This window comes from Nocardioides jiangsuensis (assembly GCF_019679455.1).
In the GTDB taxonomy this organism is placed as follows: Bacteria; Actinomycetota; Actinomycetes; order Propionibacteriales; family Nocardioidaceae; genus Nocardioides_C; species Nocardioides_C jiangsuensis.
This window is the reverse complement of record NZ_JAIEZQ010000002.1, coordinates 60,639-75,613: the sequence shown is the minus strand read 5'-3', so window position 1 is coordinate 75,613 and position 14,975 is coordinate 60,639. Positions and strand designations below refer to the sequence as shown.

General features: G+C 71.0%; 13 protein-coding genes and 1 tRNA gene. 8 read left to right on the top strand and 6 right to left on the bottom strand.

What is annotated here, in order from left to right; genetic code table 11:
* Positions 1–22: 22 nt before the first annotated feature.
* Both K1X13_RS08810 and K1X13_RS08805 read right to left on the bottom strand, forming a co-directional pair.
* Positions 23–673 (bottom strand): TetR/AcrR family transcriptional regulator, encoded by a 651-nt coding sequence (locus tag K1X13_RS08810; RefSeq protein WP_221024730.1) that lies wholly within the window; start codon positions 671–673, stop codon positions 23–25.
* A 59-nt stretch (positions 674–732) separates the two neighbouring features.
* Entirely contained in the window at positions 733–1,251 is a 519-nt protein-coding gene (locus K1X13_RS08805; RefSeq protein ID WP_308249465.1) for an Lrp/AsnC family transcriptional regulator, read from the bottom strand.
* Positions 1,252–1,322: 71 nt separating this feature from the next.
* Here K1X13_RS08805 and K1X13_RS08800 point away from each other — a divergent pair, with 71 nt between their 5' ends.
* The 4 genes from K1X13_RS08800 to K1X13_RS08785 all read left to right on the top strand — a co-directional run bounded on the left by K1X13_RS08800 (position 1,323) and on the right by K1X13_RS08785 (position 5,522).
* Positions 1,323–2,414, top strand: coding sequence for a thiamine pyrophosphate-dependent enzyme (locus K1X13_RS08800; RefSeq protein ID WP_221024729.1), 1,092 nt, complete (start codon positions 1,323–1,325; stop codon positions 2,412–2,414).
* 1 nt (position 2,415) lies between these two features.
* Positions 2,416–3,405: an alpha-ketoacid dehydrogenase subunit beta gene (locus K1X13_RS08795; RefSeq protein ID WP_221024728.1), complete on the top strand. Its 990-nt coding sequence runs from the start codon at positions 2,416–2,418 to the stop codon at positions 3,403–3,405.
* Entirely contained in the window at positions 3,402–4,754 is a 1,353-nt protein-coding gene (locus tag K1X13_RS08790; RefSeq protein WP_221024727.1) for a dihydrolipoamide acetyltransferase family protein, read from the top strand. The genes K1X13_RS08795 and K1X13_RS08790 overlap by 4 nt, the downstream gene beginning before the upstream one ends.
* Positions 4,755–4,898: 144 nt before the next feature.
* A complete protein-coding gene (locus tag K1X13_RS08785; protein WP_221024726.1) occupies positions 4,899–5,522 on the top strand; it encodes a hypothetical protein in 624 nt (207 codons plus the stop codon).
* Between the two features lie 31 nt (positions 5,523–5,553).
* On the opposite strand, the gene K1X13_RS08780 is transcribed toward K1X13_RS08785, so the two are convergent.
* Both K1X13_RS08780 and K1X13_RS08775 read right to left on the bottom strand, forming a co-directional pair.
* Complete coding sequence (locus tag K1X13_RS08780) at positions 5,554–6,585, bottom strand: nitronate monooxygenase (protein ID WP_221024725.1); 1,032 nt, start codon at positions 6,583–6,585, stop codon at positions 5,554–5,556.
* Positions 6,586–6,697: 112 nt separating this feature from the next.
* On the bottom strand, positions 6,698–7,153 hold the full coding sequence (locus tag K1X13_RS08775) for a DUF3237 family protein (protein ID WP_221024724.1): 456 nt from the start codon (positions 7,151–7,153) through the stop codon (positions 6,698–6,700).
* A gap of 189 nt (positions 7,154–7,342) precedes the next feature.
* Here K1X13_RS08775 and K1X13_RS08770 point away from each other — a divergent pair, with 189 nt between their 5' ends.
* Positions 7,343–10,159, top strand: coding sequence for an ATP-binding protein (locus K1X13_RS08770; RefSeq protein ID WP_221024723.1), 2,817 nt, complete (start codon positions 7,343–7,345; stop codon positions 10,157–10,159).
* Positions 10,160–10,218: 59 nt separating this feature from the next.
* Here the strand turns inward: K1X13_RS08770 and K1X13_RS08765 are convergent, their stop codons facing one another.
* Positions 10,219–10,800 carry a peptidoglycan-binding protein gene (locus K1X13_RS08765; RefSeq protein WP_225915006.1) on the bottom strand — a complete coding sequence of 194 codons (582 nt, stop codon included), beginning with the start codon at positions 10,798–10,800 and terminating at the stop codon, positions 10,219–10,221.
* Between the two features lie 639 nt (positions 10,801–11,439).
* Here K1X13_RS08765 and K1X13_RS08760 point away from each other — a divergent pair.
* The 3 genes from K1X13_RS08760 to K1X13_RS08750 all read left to right on the top strand — a co-directional run bounded on the left by K1X13_RS08760 (position 11,440) and on the right by K1X13_RS08750 (position 13,515).
* Positions 11,440–11,512: transfer RNA gene (locus K1X13_RS08760), tRNA-Lys, on the top strand.
* A gap of 663 nt (positions 11,513–12,175) precedes the next feature.
* Positions 12,176–12,838, top strand: a complete 663-nt coding sequence (locus K1X13_RS08755) for a hypothetical protein (RefSeq protein ID WP_221024721.1) — start codon at positions 12,176–12,178, stop codon at positions 12,836–12,838.
* 263 nt (positions 12,839–13,101) lie between these two features.
* Complete coding sequence (locus K1X13_RS08750) at positions 13,102–13,515, top strand: VOC family protein (RefSeq protein WP_221024720.1); 414 nt, start codon at positions 13,102–13,104, stop codon at positions 13,513–13,515.
* A gap of 360 nt (positions 13,516–13,875) precedes the next feature.
* On the opposite strand, the gene K1X13_RS08745 is transcribed toward K1X13_RS08750, so the two are convergent.
* Positions 13,876–14,805 carry an alpha/beta hydrolase gene (locus K1X13_RS08745; protein WP_225914918.1) on the bottom strand — a complete coding sequence of 310 codons (930 nt, stop codon included), beginning with the start codon at positions 14,803–14,805 and terminating at the stop codon, positions 13,876–13,878.
* Between the last annotated feature and the right edge of the window lie 170 nt (positions 14,806–14,975).

Sequence of the window (14,975 nt, the reverse complement as noted above, 5' to 3'; positions counted from 1 at the left end):
CCGCCGCGCCCGCCGGGGCGGGTCAGGCCGGCGGGGTGCCCGTGTCGCCGGGCCCGGTCTCGTGCAGCGCCAGCCCGTCGAAGGCCATCGTGGTGATCGCCTTCGACAGCATCGCGGCGTCGACGGCGCCCCCGGGCCGGTACCACTCGACGAGGGAGTTGACCATGCCGAAGAGCAGCCGGCTGACCAGGTCCGGCGGCAGGTCGCCGCGCAGCGAGCCCTCCGCGACGGCCTCCGCGACCAGCGCGGCGAGCCGGTCGTCGATCGCCCGGCGGCGCCGGAGCGCGTTGAGCTCGATGTCGCTGTTCCCGCGCACCCGGAGCAGCAGGGTGACCGCCGGCAGGTGCGCGACGAGCACCTCCACGCTCTGCCGGACCGCCAGCCGGAGCCGGGCGTAGGCGCTCTGCTCGGACGTCGCCGACGCGGCCTCCTCGATCACGGCGGTCAGCGCGTCGAGCGCCTCGTCGAGCGCCTGCTCCAGGAGGTGGGACTTGCTCGGCACGTGGTGGTAGATCGCGGACTTCGTGAACCCGAGCTCGCGGGCCAGGTCGCCCATGCTGGTGCCGTCGTACCCCTGCTCGTTGAACAGGTCGATCGCGCGCCGCAGGACCGTCTCCTGGTCGTGTCCCGGCCGTCCCCGACGCGGGGCGCGCGGGGCCACGGGCTCACTCATGCGGTCAGGCTCTCACACGGGCTCACGAGCCGTCGGGTACGACGCCGGGGACCCCTGGCTCAGTCCGAGAGGAGGGCGTGCCGCGGGGAGTGCTCCTCGAAGACGAGCAGGGTGCGGGTGTTCACCACGCCGGGCAGCCCCTGGATCTCGTCGAGCACGAGCCGACCCAGGTCGGCGTTGTCGCGGGCACGGACCAGGAGGACCACGTCGAACTCACCGCCCACCAGGGCGATGTGCACGACCCCGGGCAGGGAGAGCAGGTGCTCCCTGATCTCACGCCAGTCGGCCTGCCGGACGTTCAACGTGACGTAAGCCGACGTACCCAGCCCGGTGGCGACCGGGTCGAGGTCCGCGCGGAAGCCGCGGATCACGCCCGACTCGCGCAGCCGCTCCACCCGGGCGTAGGCGTTGGCGCGGGAGATGTGCAGCGTCTCGGCCAGGGTCCGCATCGACATCCGGCCGTCCTCGGTCAGCTGGTCGACGATGCGGCGGTCGACGGCGTCGAGCGGCTGGGCCAGGTGTCTCGCGCTCGTCGCTTCGGACCCGCCTCGGCTGGACGGATGGCTCTGATCGGGCACGTCTGGGTCGACCTTTTCTCGGCTTCGGGCAGGTAGTGGAAAGCATATGGCCACTTCGCGAGGATCTGCGCATGACACGTGACCCGGATCACCTGCTCCCCTCGGACCGGCCGGTGACGCTCATGGACCACCGGGGCGTCGCCGTGGAGGGGGCCGCGCACGCCATGCCCGCGCCGGAGGCGCTGCTCACCGCGTTCGCCGCGCTCGTCACCGGCCGCCGGATCAACGACCAGGCCTACGCGCTGGTGCGTCAGGGCCGGCTCGCGGTCTACCCCTCCTCGCACGGGCAGGAGGCCTGCCAGGTGGCAGCGGCGCAGGTGCTGGCCGACGGCGACTGGCTCTTCCCGACCTACCGCGACACGGTGGCGGCCGTCGCGCGCGGCGTCGACCCGGTCGAGGTGCTGGTGCTGCTCAAGGGCGACTGGCACTCGGGCTACGACCCCTCCGAGCACCACGTCGCGCCGCAGGCCACACCGCTGGCCACCCAGCTGCTGCACGCGGTCGGCGTCGCCCACGCGGCCCGGCTCCGCGGCGAGCCGACCGTGGTCATGGCGATGTGCGGGGACGGCGCGACCAGCGAGGGCGACTTCCACGAGGCGCTCAACTTCGCGGCGGTGTTCCGGGCCCCGGTCGTGTTCTTCGTGCAGAACAACGAGTACGCGATCTCGGTGCCGCTGGCCCGCCAGTCCGTCGCGCCCTCGCTGGCGCACAAGGGCATCGGGTACGGCGTGCCGGGCGAGCGGGTCGACGGGAACGACACGGCCGCGCTGCTGGCCGTCCTGGGTACGGCGGTCGACCGCGCCCGCGCCGGCGAGGGCCCGCAGCTCGTGGAGGCGCACACCTACCGGATGCAGGCCCACACCAACGCCGACGACGCCACCCGCTACCGGCAGGACGACGAGGTCGCCGCCTGGGTCGAGCGGGACCCGGTCACCCGGCTCGAGGCCTACCTGTGCGAGCACGACCTGCTGGACGACGAGCGGCTCGCGGCGTTCGCGGCCGACGCCGAGGAGGTCGCTGCGGCGATGCGCGTGGGGCTCTCGGAGGACGTCACACCGGACCCCGCGGACCTGTTCGCGCACGTGTACGCCGTACCGACCCCACAGCTGGTCGAGCAGGCCGCGCTGGTCGCCGACGAGGTCGCCCGAGAGGGAGGGCACTGACATGCCGCAGTTCGAGAAGCTGACCATGGCCCAGGCGCTGAACCGGGCGCTGCGCGACGCGATGGCCGACGACCCCTCGGTGGTGATGTTCGGCGAGGACGTCGGGCCGCTCGGCGGGGTCTTCCGGATCACCGACGGACTGACCGCGGAGCTCGGCGAGGACCGTTGCTTCGACACCCCCCTCGCGGAGTCCGGGATCGTCGGCATGGCGGTCGGGATGGCCATGAACGGGATGCGCCCGGTGGTCGAGATGCAGTTCGACGCGTTCGCGTACCCCGCCTTCGAGCAGATCGTCAGCCACGTCGCGAAGATGCGGAACCGCACGCGCGGCAGGGTCACCCTCCCGATGGTGATCCGGGTGCCGTACGCCGGCGGGATCGGCGGCGTCGAGCACCACTGCGACTCCTCGGAGTCCTACTACGCGCACACCCCCGGCCTGCACGTCGTCGCCCCCTCCACCGCCGCGGACGCGTACACGCTGCTGCGCGCGGCCATCGCCTCCCCGGACCCAGTCGTGTTCCTCGAGCCCAAGAAGCTCTACTGGAGCAAGGAGGAGGTCGAGCTCGACGCCGACCGGCCCGGGATCGGCACGGCGGCCGTCCGCCGCGAGGGCACCGACGCCACCCTGATCGCCTACGGCCCCTCGGTGCCGGTCGCGCTCGAGGCCGCCGAGGTCGCCGCCCAGGAAGGCCGCAGCCTTCAGGTGGTCGACCTGCGCTCGATCGTGCCCTTCGACGACGCCACCGTCTGCGACGCGGTGCGCTCCACCGGGCGCGCCGTGGTGGTCGCCGAGGCGACCGGGTTCGCCAGCGTCTCCTCGGAGATCGTGGCCCGGGTGACCGAGCGCTGCTTCCACTCGCTGGCCGCACCGATCCGTCGCGTCGTCGGCTTCGACATCCCGTTCCCGCCTCCGAAGCTGGAGCACTTCCAGCTGCCCGGGGTGGACCGGGTCCTCGACGCCGTCGACGACCTCCAGTGGGAGGACTCATGAGCGAGCAGGTCTTCCTCCTGCCCGACCTCGGCGAGGGTCTGACCGAGGCCGAGATCGTCCGCTGGCTCGTCGCCGAGGGGGACGTCGTCGCGGTCGACCAGGCCGTCGTCGAGGTCGAGACGGCCAAGTCGGTCGTGGAGGTGCCCACGCCGTACGCCGGCCGGGTGGCCGTCCTCCACGGCACCGAGGGGGCGACCCTCGACGTCGGGAGACCGCTGGTCACGGTCGCCGCCCTGGAGCCTCGTGCCGCGAGCACGCCGAGCACGTCGTCTCGGACCGCACCGTCCGCGGAGGCCGAGGCCTACCGCGAGGAGGAGCAGGCGGGCTCGGGGAACGTGCTGATCGGCTACGGCACCGCGGCGACCCCTCACGCCGGCCGCCGCCGACGTCCTCGGTCGTCCGGGCGACCCGCGCCGGCCGGTACGCCGGCGGCGTCCTCACCCGTCGCCACGCCCACCGCTCCGGACGCCTCGCGTCGTCGGGTGCCGCTGGTGGTCTCCCCGCTGGTCCGCCGCCTGGCCCGTGACCACGGGATGGACCTCGCGACCGTCGAGGGCAGCGGACGCGGCGGCGTGATCACGCGGCAGGACGTCGAGCGGCGCATCGCGTCCGTCCCGCACGCGGACGGTCTCGACGGGCCGCACGACGTGGTGACGGCCGGCGAGCGCCGTACCCCCCTGAACGGCTTCCGCAAGGCGGTCTCGGCGGCACTGTCCCGCAGCCGCTCGGAGATCCCCGAGGCGACGGTGTGGGTCGACGTCGACGCCACCGCGCTGGTCGCGCTGCGCGAGAGCCTGCGGACACCGGCCGACCCGGGTCCGGGACTGCTCGCCTACCTCGCCCGGTTCACCGTCGCCGCGCTGAAGGAGTACCCCGTGCTGAACGCGCGGCTGGACACCGAGCGGCAGGAGATCGTGGAGTACGACCGGGTCGACCTCGCCCTTGCGGTCCAGGGCGACCGCGGGCTCGTCACCCCGGCCGTGCTGGGCGCGGACGGCCTGACGACCCGCCGGCTCGACGAGGAGATCCGCCGCGTCACCGACCGCGCCCGCCAGGGCAGGTCCACCGCCGCGGAGCTGGCGGCGGGGACGTTCACGCTGAACAACTACGGCAGCTTCCGGGTGGACGGCAGCGCGGCGATCATCAACCACCCGCAGGTGGCGATCCTCGGGTTCGGCCGGATCCTGGACCGGGCCTGGGTGGTGGACGGCGAGATCTGCGTCCGCAAGATCACCCAGATGTCGCTGGTCTTCGACCACCGGGTCTGCGACGGGGGTACGGCGGCCGGCTTCATGCGCAGCGTCGCCGACGCCGTGGAGAACCCCGCCTCGGTCATCGCACGGCTGTGACCGCTGCGTCGTCCGCCGGGATCTCACGCCCACAGGCGGGGACGGGCGAGCCCGAGATGACTATTGCCGCCACCCGGCCGGGCGAGCAGCGTGGAACGGGACGGCAGCGCCGTCGGGGCGCCGCCCCGAGCAGAGGAGCTCGTCGTGTACGCACGAACCACCATCATCCAGGCGGACCCGACGAAGATCGATGACGGGATCGCGTACGTCCGCGACCGGATCATCCCCGCGGTCATGGAGCTGGACGGCTGCGTCGGGATGTCGCTGCTCGTGGACCGTGAGTCCGCACGCTGCATCGCGGCGACCGCGTGGGAGTCCGCGGATGCGCTGCGTGCCAGTGCCGAGAAGGTACGCCCGCTGCGCGACAGCGCGGAGCAGATCCTGGGAACCAGCACGAGCACCGTGGACGCGTGGGAGGTCGCAGTGGTCCACCGCGACCACGCCAGCCCGGACGGCGCCTGCGCCCGGGTGACCTGGCTGAGTGGCGACCCGGCCATGGCGGAGCGCGCCGTGGACGTCTTCAAGATGGCCGTGCTCCCCAAGGTCGAGGAGCTCGACGGCTTCTGCAGCGGCAGCCTGTTCATCAACCGCGAGACCGGTCGCGCCGTGGGCGCCATCACCTTCGACAGCCGGACCCAGCTCGAGGGCAGTCGCGATGCTGCCGCCCGCATCCGGGCCACGGCCAGCGGCGAGCTCGGAGCGACGGTCGACCGGGTCGAGGAGATGGAGCTGGCGCTGGCGCACCTGCACGTGCCGGAGCTCGTCTGACCTCCTGGCGTCCGGCGGAGGGCCACCGCTGCTACAGGCCCGAGGCGAGCCGTCGCAGGATGTCGCCCGCGGGCTCACGCGTCGCCTGCCGGAACCCGGTCCCGGCCCAGAGGTGGACGAGCTCGGGGTCGCCGGCAGCGGTGGCCGCCTTCCGCAGCGGGCCGGTCAGGTGGTGCACCGCGGGATAGCCGGCGGGGGCGATCGCGTCGTACTCCTCCACGAACCTGTTGCGCAGCGCTCGCGCGGGCCTCCCCGTGAAGGCGCGGGTGAGGACGGTCTCGCGGCGGGCCGGGTCGGCCAGCGCGGCCCGGTGCGGAGGCGAGGCGCCGCTCTCCTCAGAGCGCAGCAGGACCGTGCCGACCACCGCCGCGACGGCGCCGGCCGCGAACACGTCTCGGACGGCGTCCGGGGTCGCGATCCCGCCCGCAGCCAGGAGCGGCAGGGCACTGGCGGAGCGGACGCTGGCGAGGAGCTCGGGCAGGGCGAAATCGGCCGGCAGCCGGTCCGGCGTCAGCGTGCCCGAGTGCCCGCCCGCGCTCGCCGCCTGGACGACCAGCGCGTCGACCCCCGCCTCGGTGGCCGCCCGGGCCTCGGCCGCGTCGGTCACGGTCTGGACGGTGAGGCTCCCGGCACGCCGGAACCGCTGCACCGTCGCGGAGTCGGGGATCCCGAAGGTGAAGCTGACCAGGGGCACCGGGTCCCCGGTCAGCAGCTCGACCTTCCGGTCCCAGTCGTCGTCGTCCTCGGTCACCGGCACCGCGGTCAGGTCCAGCCCGTACGGCGTCCCCTCGCCTTGGATCGCCGCGGCGTAGGCGGCGAGCTCGTCGGTGTCCACGGGCACCGGGTTCGGCGCGAACAGGTTGACGCCGAACCTGCTGGTGGTCGCCCGGACCTCCCGGATCTGTGCGGCCAGGGCCTCGGCGGTCTTGTAGCCGGCGGCCAGGAACCCCAGGCCCCCGGCCTGCGCGGCCGCCCGCACCAGCTCCGGGCCGCCGGCGCCGCCGGCCATCGGCGCGGCCAGCACCGGAAGTCCCGCACCGAGCCCGTCGAGCACACCCGTCATGTCTCCGCCTCTCGTCGTCCGGCACGTGAGGCAACACGGTACGGGCACCTGTCCCGCGGGCTCCGGCACGGGGACCGAGCAGGCGGCTGCGACGTCGTACGGAGCGGTGACCTCAGGCCGCGTAGCCCGCGAGCCTGATCTCGCCCTTCGCGAGGTCGACGGTTCCCCGCGCCCAGACCTGGATCGGGTTCACCCAGGAGTACTCCGGGTGGCAGGTCGTCAGCGTCACGTTCTCCCGGATCTGGAGCACCGGCGCATCACCCATCGCGACGCCGTCGGCGGCCACCGCGATCCTCTGGCCGTCATCGGTGGTGATCTCGGCGTGCACGTGCAGCTCGAGACGCCCGTCGGCGCGGAGGTAGAGGTAGTCCACGCCGGTGAGGGACCCGCTGATCTTCGTCCCGGTGACCGGGCCCTCGAAGTAGACGTCGAAACGTGCCCCCTCCGCCGGCGGGGCCGCCTGCCCCGAGGTCAGCGCCTCCAGTGACGCGCCGTACTCCACCACCCGCGTGACCTGCAGCGTGAGCTCGTAGAGCTGGTCGACCGGGAGCTGTGCCTGGTCGCTCATGATGGGCCTCCTTCCTGAAAGAGCGGACCTACGCCTCCACCGTCGTCCGCAGCGGCGTAGCGATCAATGGCCCGGGCGCCCCTGCCCACCTGGGTCCACGGCCCGCCCGGCCCGCACGGACCCCTCTCGGGTCATGCCGTCGCAGCGGGGCCGGTGTTAGATTCGTGGATCGGTTTCCTGGGGGTGGAGATGCGCGTCCACATCCGTCTGCTCGGCGGGTTCGACGTGACCGTGGACGACCGGACGATCCCCGCGCGGAGCTGGCGCCGACGGTCCGCGGCCGGTCTGGTCAAGCTGCTGGCGCTGCAGCCCGGACACCGCCTCCTGCGCGAGCAGGTGGTCGACGCGCTGTGGCCGGACCTGCTGCTCGACGAGGCCGCGCCCCGGCTGCACGTGGCCGCGCACTACGCCCGCAGCGCCCTGGGCTGCCGGGACGCGGTCGTCCTCGCCGGCGGCACCGTGTCGCTCCTCCCCTCCACGGACGTCACAGTCGACGTCGCCGAGTTCGAGCGCTCCGCCGACGCGGCCCGGGCCGACGGGCGGCCGGAGACGGCTGCCGACGCCGCGGCGCGCTACCCCGGGCCCCTGCTGCCCGAGGACCTCTACGAGCCCTGGACGGAGGAGCCCCGCGAGCGCCTGCGGGTCCGTCACCTGGAGCTGCTGAGAGCGGCGGGTCGGTACGAGGAGCTCGTGGCCGCCGACCCGCTCGACGAGGACGCGCAGCTCGCGCTGGTGAGGGACCACCTGCGACAGGGCCGGCGCCAGAGCGCACTCCGGGCGCTGGACGGGATGGCGGACCTCTTCCGCCGGGAGCTCGGGGTCGAGCCTGGGCCGGCCGCCGTGGCGCTCCGCCGCAAGGCCGAGTCGCTCCCGGTCGAGGAGGCAGCGCCGGAGCAGGGGTCCGCGCCCGTTCCGAGTGCGCCCGGCCGCCGCCGTACTCCCCTGCCGGCGGAGAGGACGCGGTTGATCGGCCGGGGCGCCGACCTGGAGGCGGTCGCCGCGCTGCTCGACCCGCACCGGATCGTGACGATCACCGGGCCGGGCGGGGCGGGCAAGTCGACGCTGGCCCTGGCCGTGGCCCGCCGCCTCCGGTCCGAGTCGGCGGACACCGACGTGATCCTGGCCGAGCTGGCGCCGGTGCGCGAGGAGGGGGACGTCGTCCGAGCGGTCGCCGAGGCCGCCGGCGTCCAGGGTGAGGGCGCCGTACTCCCGGCCACGCTGGCGGTCAACCTGGGTCCCCGCCGGGTGCTGCTGGTGCTGGACAACTGCGAGCATCTCCTCGACGCCAGTGCCGCGCTGGTCGACGCCATCCTCGACGCCGGCCCCCGTGCCCGGATCCTCGTGACCAGCCGCGAGCCGCTGCGGGTCGACGGTGAGGCGGTGCATCGGATCGGGTCGCTGGGGCCGGAGTCCTCGGAGCTCTTCGCCGAGCGGGCCGTCGCCGCTGCGGGGCCGGGCGCCGCGACCGCGGACGACCCGCGCGTCGTCCACCTGTGCGAGCGGCTGGACGGGCTCCCCCTGGCGATCGAGCTGGCCGCGGCCCAGCTCCGGCACCTGAGCCTGCAGGAGCTGATCGACCGGTTGGACGACCGGCTCACGCTGCTCGTCGGAGGGCGGCCGAAGGCGGGACAGCGGCACTCCGCGCTCACCGCCACGATCGAGTGGAGCCACCGGCTGCTGTCCGGCGACGCGCGGAGCCTCTTCGACCGTCTCGGCGTGTTCCCGGCGAGCTTCGATCTCGACGCGGTCCAAGCCGTCGCCGGCGAGCTCGACCCCGGGCAGGTGACCAACCTGCTCGGCGACCTCGTCACCAAGAGCCTGGTCGTGCACGACCCCGCGCAGCACCGCTACCGGCTGCTGGAGACCCTGCGGCTCTTCGCGGCGCGGCGCCTCGTCGACTCCGGGAGAACGCGCGAGGTCACCGAGCTGCTTCGCCGGGACGTGGTCGCGCGTTGCCGGACGATGCCCCGGGTAAGGATCTGGCTGTCCGCCTCCATGGCCGCCCGGAGCCGGGACGACCTGGAGAACGTCCGCCTGGCTTTCGAGGCGAGCCTCGAGCGCGGGGACCTCACCGCGGCCGTCGACGTCGCACTCGGTATCAGCACGCTGTGGCGCAACGCCGTGTCGTACACCGAGGGCCGGCGGTGGGTGGCCGCGCTACGAGCCCGGGACCTCTCCCCTCCGGACCGGTTGTGGACGCTGATCCTCGCGGCCGACGTCGGACTGGGCTCGGGCGACCCGCGCATGATGCGCGACGCCACCGCGGAGGCCACCGCGCTCTCCGCGCAGCTCGACGACCCCGGCGCGGCGGTGATCACGGCCATCTACGACGGGTTGGTCCAGTTCTCGACGCCGGCTCGTGCGGTCCTGCGCCTGGAGGATGCGTGCGCCCGGGCGCGCGCAGCGGGCGAGCCGGGGCTCGAACGGCTCGCCCGGGCCTTCCGCGTGGTCCTCCTGCGGCTGCTCGGCCGTACCGACGGACTGGGAGAGGAGATCGACGCCCTGGTCGAGGCCGACTCCGGGAGCGACTACGACCGCTACATCTGCATCTGGTCCGCCAGCCTGGTCGCGCTGGTCGACCGCGACGGGCCCCGCCAGCGTCAGCTCATGGACGCGCAGCTGGCGGACCTGATGGCCAGCGGACTGCGCGAGAACTGGCTCACCATGTACTGGGAGGCGCTGGCCATGATCGGCGGCGGCGAGGACTACCTGCCGCAGCTGCGGCGCGCGCGACAACGGGCCGAAGCCGAGGGCCGGCATGCCGAGGCCGACTGGGTGCTGGCACTCGGGTACGCCGCTGCCTGCCGCGACGAGTGGGAACAGGCCGCGGAACTGTTGGGCGCCGCCGGAGGAGCACTCCAGCGCGACACAGCCAGCTTCATCCACCACGCCCTGCTCCGCGAGCAGCTGGTCCGGCCCCGGCTCGAGCCGGACGCCTTCGCGGCGGTCACCGCGCGCGGGAGGGGGCAGTCCCTCAGCGTGCTCCTCGACGAACACGGGCTGTGACGCGGCGTCGCTGGCGGACCTCGGCTGGGAGCTGCGCGATCGCCGAAGCCTAGACGGACCTAGGGGTTCGGCCCCCACTCGCATGCGAGGCTGTCTCCGTCCCGGTCGAGCGCATCCGGGTCGCCGATCTGACCCTCGTAGTAGTCCTGAGCCTCCTCATGGGATGCGAAGTCGGAACAATCCATGTCTGTGTACGCATTCTCGGACAGCGAGCCTTCGCCGTCAGGAGCTTGCTCGGCCAGCGGCTCCTCCCAGGTTCCGTCCGCGCCGGGGAGGGCGCCCTCGGAGGCGAAACCTGGACTTGCCTGTGCAAGAGCTCGCCACGTTTGTGGGCCGACGACTGCGTCGACCTCCAGCCCCTGATCCCCTTGGAACCAACTCACCGCACTCGCGGTGGCGGGACCGTAATAGCCGTCGGACTCGAGGGTCCCGTACCCCAGGTGGTTGAGGCGCTGCTGCACCCACACCACATCTTGGCGGTACCACGACCGAAGTCGCTGGCTGAGGGCTGTGCCGGGCCAATTTGGTCGCGCGTTCGGGCGCAGGCGGTTCGTTCGTTCGGGCGTGTGAGGATCCGCTCGGCCGCTCCGCTCAGCCCATGTCGTCGTGGATGCGGCTTCGTCCTGCCAGGTCGGTGTCATGTCCGTCGATGCGCATCCGGTCGCCGTCAGCACGAATGTGGTCGTCACGATGAGGCGGACAGCCGACCTTCTAGGCGAGAGCGCAGTTCGCCCGATCGACCAGGACACGGGCATCTCCATTGGGCTTATTTGGCCTGCCGACGATTGCGGCACTTCGGATATTTTAGGTACGGAGCAGAAGCCGCGTCTGGATAACCAGCAAGGCCGTCAAGGCCCATCACTTCACCCGAAATTCCCGGCCCTGCGGAGCCGCAGCGAGAAACGGTCTCTTCGCATCCACGTCGGGGCGTCAAAGAGAGCCCGATGGACAGGTGTAGCCGTGGGTGCCCGGCATCCAGGCGATGACGTCAAGGACCACAGCGGGGACAGTTGATCCGGCAGCTGGGTCCGCTGCGGGAGTCGTTGCAGACGCGGGCGGAGGTCGGGGTTGGCCTTCCTCCGATCACACTCGGTGAAGTCTGCCGCGGTTCGGCGACGGAGCTCCGTGAGGCTGACCTGGTCTCCGGCGCGAGGATCTCCCGATCCGGCAGGACGAGCAACTGCACGGTCACGGCAGGTGGTCCCCCGCCTACCTGACATACTGCACCCGCGACGCGGGCACGACTCCTGGGATCATTCCGATGGAGGTCCCGATGTCGCGGGCCTCTAGCTCAACTGGCAGAGCAGCGGACTTTTAATCCGCGGGTTGTGGGTTCGAGTCCCACGGGGCCTACAAATCTGCGTATGAGTCCGGGTCATTCTTGACAGTCTGGCTCCGGCTGATGCTTGACGGTGGCGCCGGCTGAGTGTCAACGATCAACCGAAGCCACTCCGTCCAGGATCAACCGAAGCCGAACAGGCCTACAAATCTGCTGTGTTACTTCAGCTCCCCGACATCGGGGTTTCGGCTGAGGCCGGACAATGTTCCGGCTGATGGGTGACACCTACCTCGGCTGATCCCGGACACTCCCGATCATGCGGGAGTTGAGTGTGGTGCAGCAGCGATATCAGGCCGTGCTTGCGGTGATAAGTGACGGCGTGACGGTCACCGATGTGGGGGCCTACAAACGTGCCTCAAGCGAGCTGACCGTGCCGCACTGGACCGCTCGCAAGCCATCCCCACTCGACGGGCGTGCGTGGCAGCGTGATCGAAAACGCCCCAGCGTGCCAGGCAGCAGCGGGGCTTGTCCTCGCGTCTGCGCGCGTCACCATTCGAGCGGATAGCCCAATGGGGCTACATTCCGATGGTCAGGGTGGCTCTCTGTCCATGGCCCCTCTGAGTCAATTCCCATTGTGTTTCCGAGTTTCGACAATGGAGCCTCTGTCCCATCTGCACCATATGAGGCGTTGTTGACCCCGACAGTGAGTCGGAATCTCTCTCCCAAGGAGCACACGCATGACGAACACCCCTGTCCAGCCCCATACCGGCCAGCCGGTCTACGTCAAGGCGCCCAGCAACGGCCTGGCGACCGCCGCCCTGGTCCTGGGCATCATCGGCATGGTCCTCGCTTTCATCCCGCTGATCGGTGCCTTTGGTGCCTTCCTCGGTGGCGTGGGGTGCGCGCTGGCCATCGCCGGTTTCCTGGTGGCCCGCAAGCGCGGAGTCGGAAAGGGCAAGTCCATCGCCGGGTTCGTTCTCGGGGTGGCCTCAATCCTCACCTTCTTCTTGGTCACCGCCGCCACGGTGGCCGCTGTTGACACCGCAGTCAACGAGATCGACAAATCCATCAAGGCCGAAGAGGCCAACGACAAGCCCACCACCGTGACCGAGGGCGCCGCGTTCACCCACGACGGCTTCGCGGCCGAGGAGGGGTGGCGCGTGGGCAAGGGCGCGCTCGGCGACGCCGAGATCAAGAGTCTTACGGTGACCAACAACGCTGACGAGGCCCGCATCGCGCAGCTCACCTTCACGTTCGTAAAGGGCAACTCCAACCTGGGCGAGGTCGAATGCAGCAGCAACGAGCTGCAAGCCGGCCAGTCCTCCAAGATGGACTGCGTCTCCTTCGACTCTGGGTTCCCCAAGGGATACACCCAGATCCAGGTCGCCGACATGTGGTGACCAGCGAGGCCCGTGGCGCCGAATCGAGGTAACACTCGAAGCGCCACCCAACCTCGGGACCGAGCGGCCCTCCCTCTCCGGGCGGCTCTTGTCTGACATGGACCCTGGGAGAGGGGCGAAGAGGCACCGCCGGGACTCGGCGGTGCCTCATTCGCGTCTACGAACACGGAAGGTGACCGGGCGCGAGAGGAGACTCCCCTTTGCGCCCAACCGATCCAGCGCCGATCGAACACGTGGTTGCGGCTCAACGAAGCGGGGCAGTGATGACTGATTACCCACAGCTGCTGCACACTGTCATCGACACCACCGACGCCCGGGCACTTGCCGAGTTCTACCGACAACTCCTGGGACTGCAGTACCGGCGGGGCGATGAGCCCCCTGCGGAGGGTGAGGCCGACGATGCGGACTGGCTCGTCCTCGTAGATACCAACGGTGCCCGCAAGTTGGCGTTCCAGCAGGTTGAGCGCCTGGAGCGGACGACGTGGCCCAGGCATGACGTGCCGATGCAGATGCACCTGGACTTCACGGTTTCAAGTCTCGAGGAACTGCGGCGACAGCGTGACCGGGCTGAGTCATTCGGAGCGGAGCTGCTGCTCGACCGAACGGACGACGCGAACGAGCCGCTCTACGTCCTTGCCGACCTCTCAGGGCATCCGTTCTGCATCTTTGTCGCCTGAAGCAGTCGACCTCGGGCTCCTCCGCCTTCATCTCCCGATATGCGGACGCATGAGTGCACCCCATGCGATATTGGGCCATGCCTCAACCGCCCAAGCGCATCCCCGGCGAACGCAACCCAGTGTCTGACGCGGATGCGCCGATGCATGTCGCCCGACAGAGCTGGATGGGTGGAGAGGACTATGGGATCGCCCGCGCCATCGCCGCCCTCCTCGCCTGGCGTAAGCGCCGGAAGGCACTGAAGGGTCGGAGACCCAAGAAGTAGGCGGCGGGAACATCTGCGAGGCCGCACGGTATCGGCTGGCAACCCGGCGCGACCTGACTCGGCGATTTCACGGTTGCTGCCTCGCCGGACTGACCTCCTAGCTGGTGCCATGGAGGGGCGGCGTGCACAGGTGCTCCCGCAGGAAGTCGGCCTGGGTCGTGCTGATCTCATCGAACAGTGGATCCAGGTACACGTCGAAATGGCCGACCGGGTAGTGACGGATCTGCACGTTGGGCATCCCTGAGGCGATGCGCGCGGCGTACCGGCTGGATGCCTGAAGGTCTTGGTCGCCCAGGCACATGAGCACAGGCATGGTGAGTCGCTCTGCCGTCCCCTTGCGGTATCGAGGCAGAGCAAAGAGGAACCGCGGCGCGAGTTCGTTACGCCATCCCACCGGCTCACCGCCGAGCGCTTCGAAGGCTGTGCTCGCCTCGGGCTCGGTGAACACCGCGACTTTCCCACGCTTGGCGATGACCGGCACAAGGTACGGCGGACGGCCGCGGCGCGCATTGAGCATGTCGCGGACTGCGGCCACGATGAACGCCAGCGTGCGCGCGGCCACGTCGCCGTTCAGACGCTGCCTCAAGTTTCGGCCGCGGTGCCACCCGTCAATGAGAGGGACCTGGGACACGACCGCCTTCAGGCGTGGGTCGGCGGCGGCTACAGCGAGGACGTGACCGCCGCTGAGCGAGGTCCCCCACAGCGCCACCCTCTCCGGGTCGACTCCCGGGTATCCCCGGACGAACCGTACGGCTGCGCGATAGTCCTCGTGCTGCGCCGCCACATCGATCACCTGTCGCGGTTCGCCTTCGCTCTCACCGAAACGGCGATAGTCGAAGGCCAGGGCGGCCATCCCCTGCGCAGCGAACCTCTCCGCGTACTTCGGCAGGCCCAGCCGCTTCGTCCCGCTTCCCCCGTGCCCCATGACCACGCACGGGACATCCTTCTCGTGCCCGGACGGCCAGTACAGGTCGGCGGCACAACGAAGCCCACCGGAATCGAAGTGCACTTCCCGCGTTGACTCCATCCCGCCCCCTCCACGGCGCGCACTCCCGACGTACCGGAACGAGCACCGCGACACCCTCATCCATCCCACACATGCTTGGGCCCAGCGTCATGCGCATGGGTTTCGAACGGGAGTGCCGAACGTCCCGCTGACCCGGACGAGCCTCTGTCACGAGCTATCCCCTGCAATTC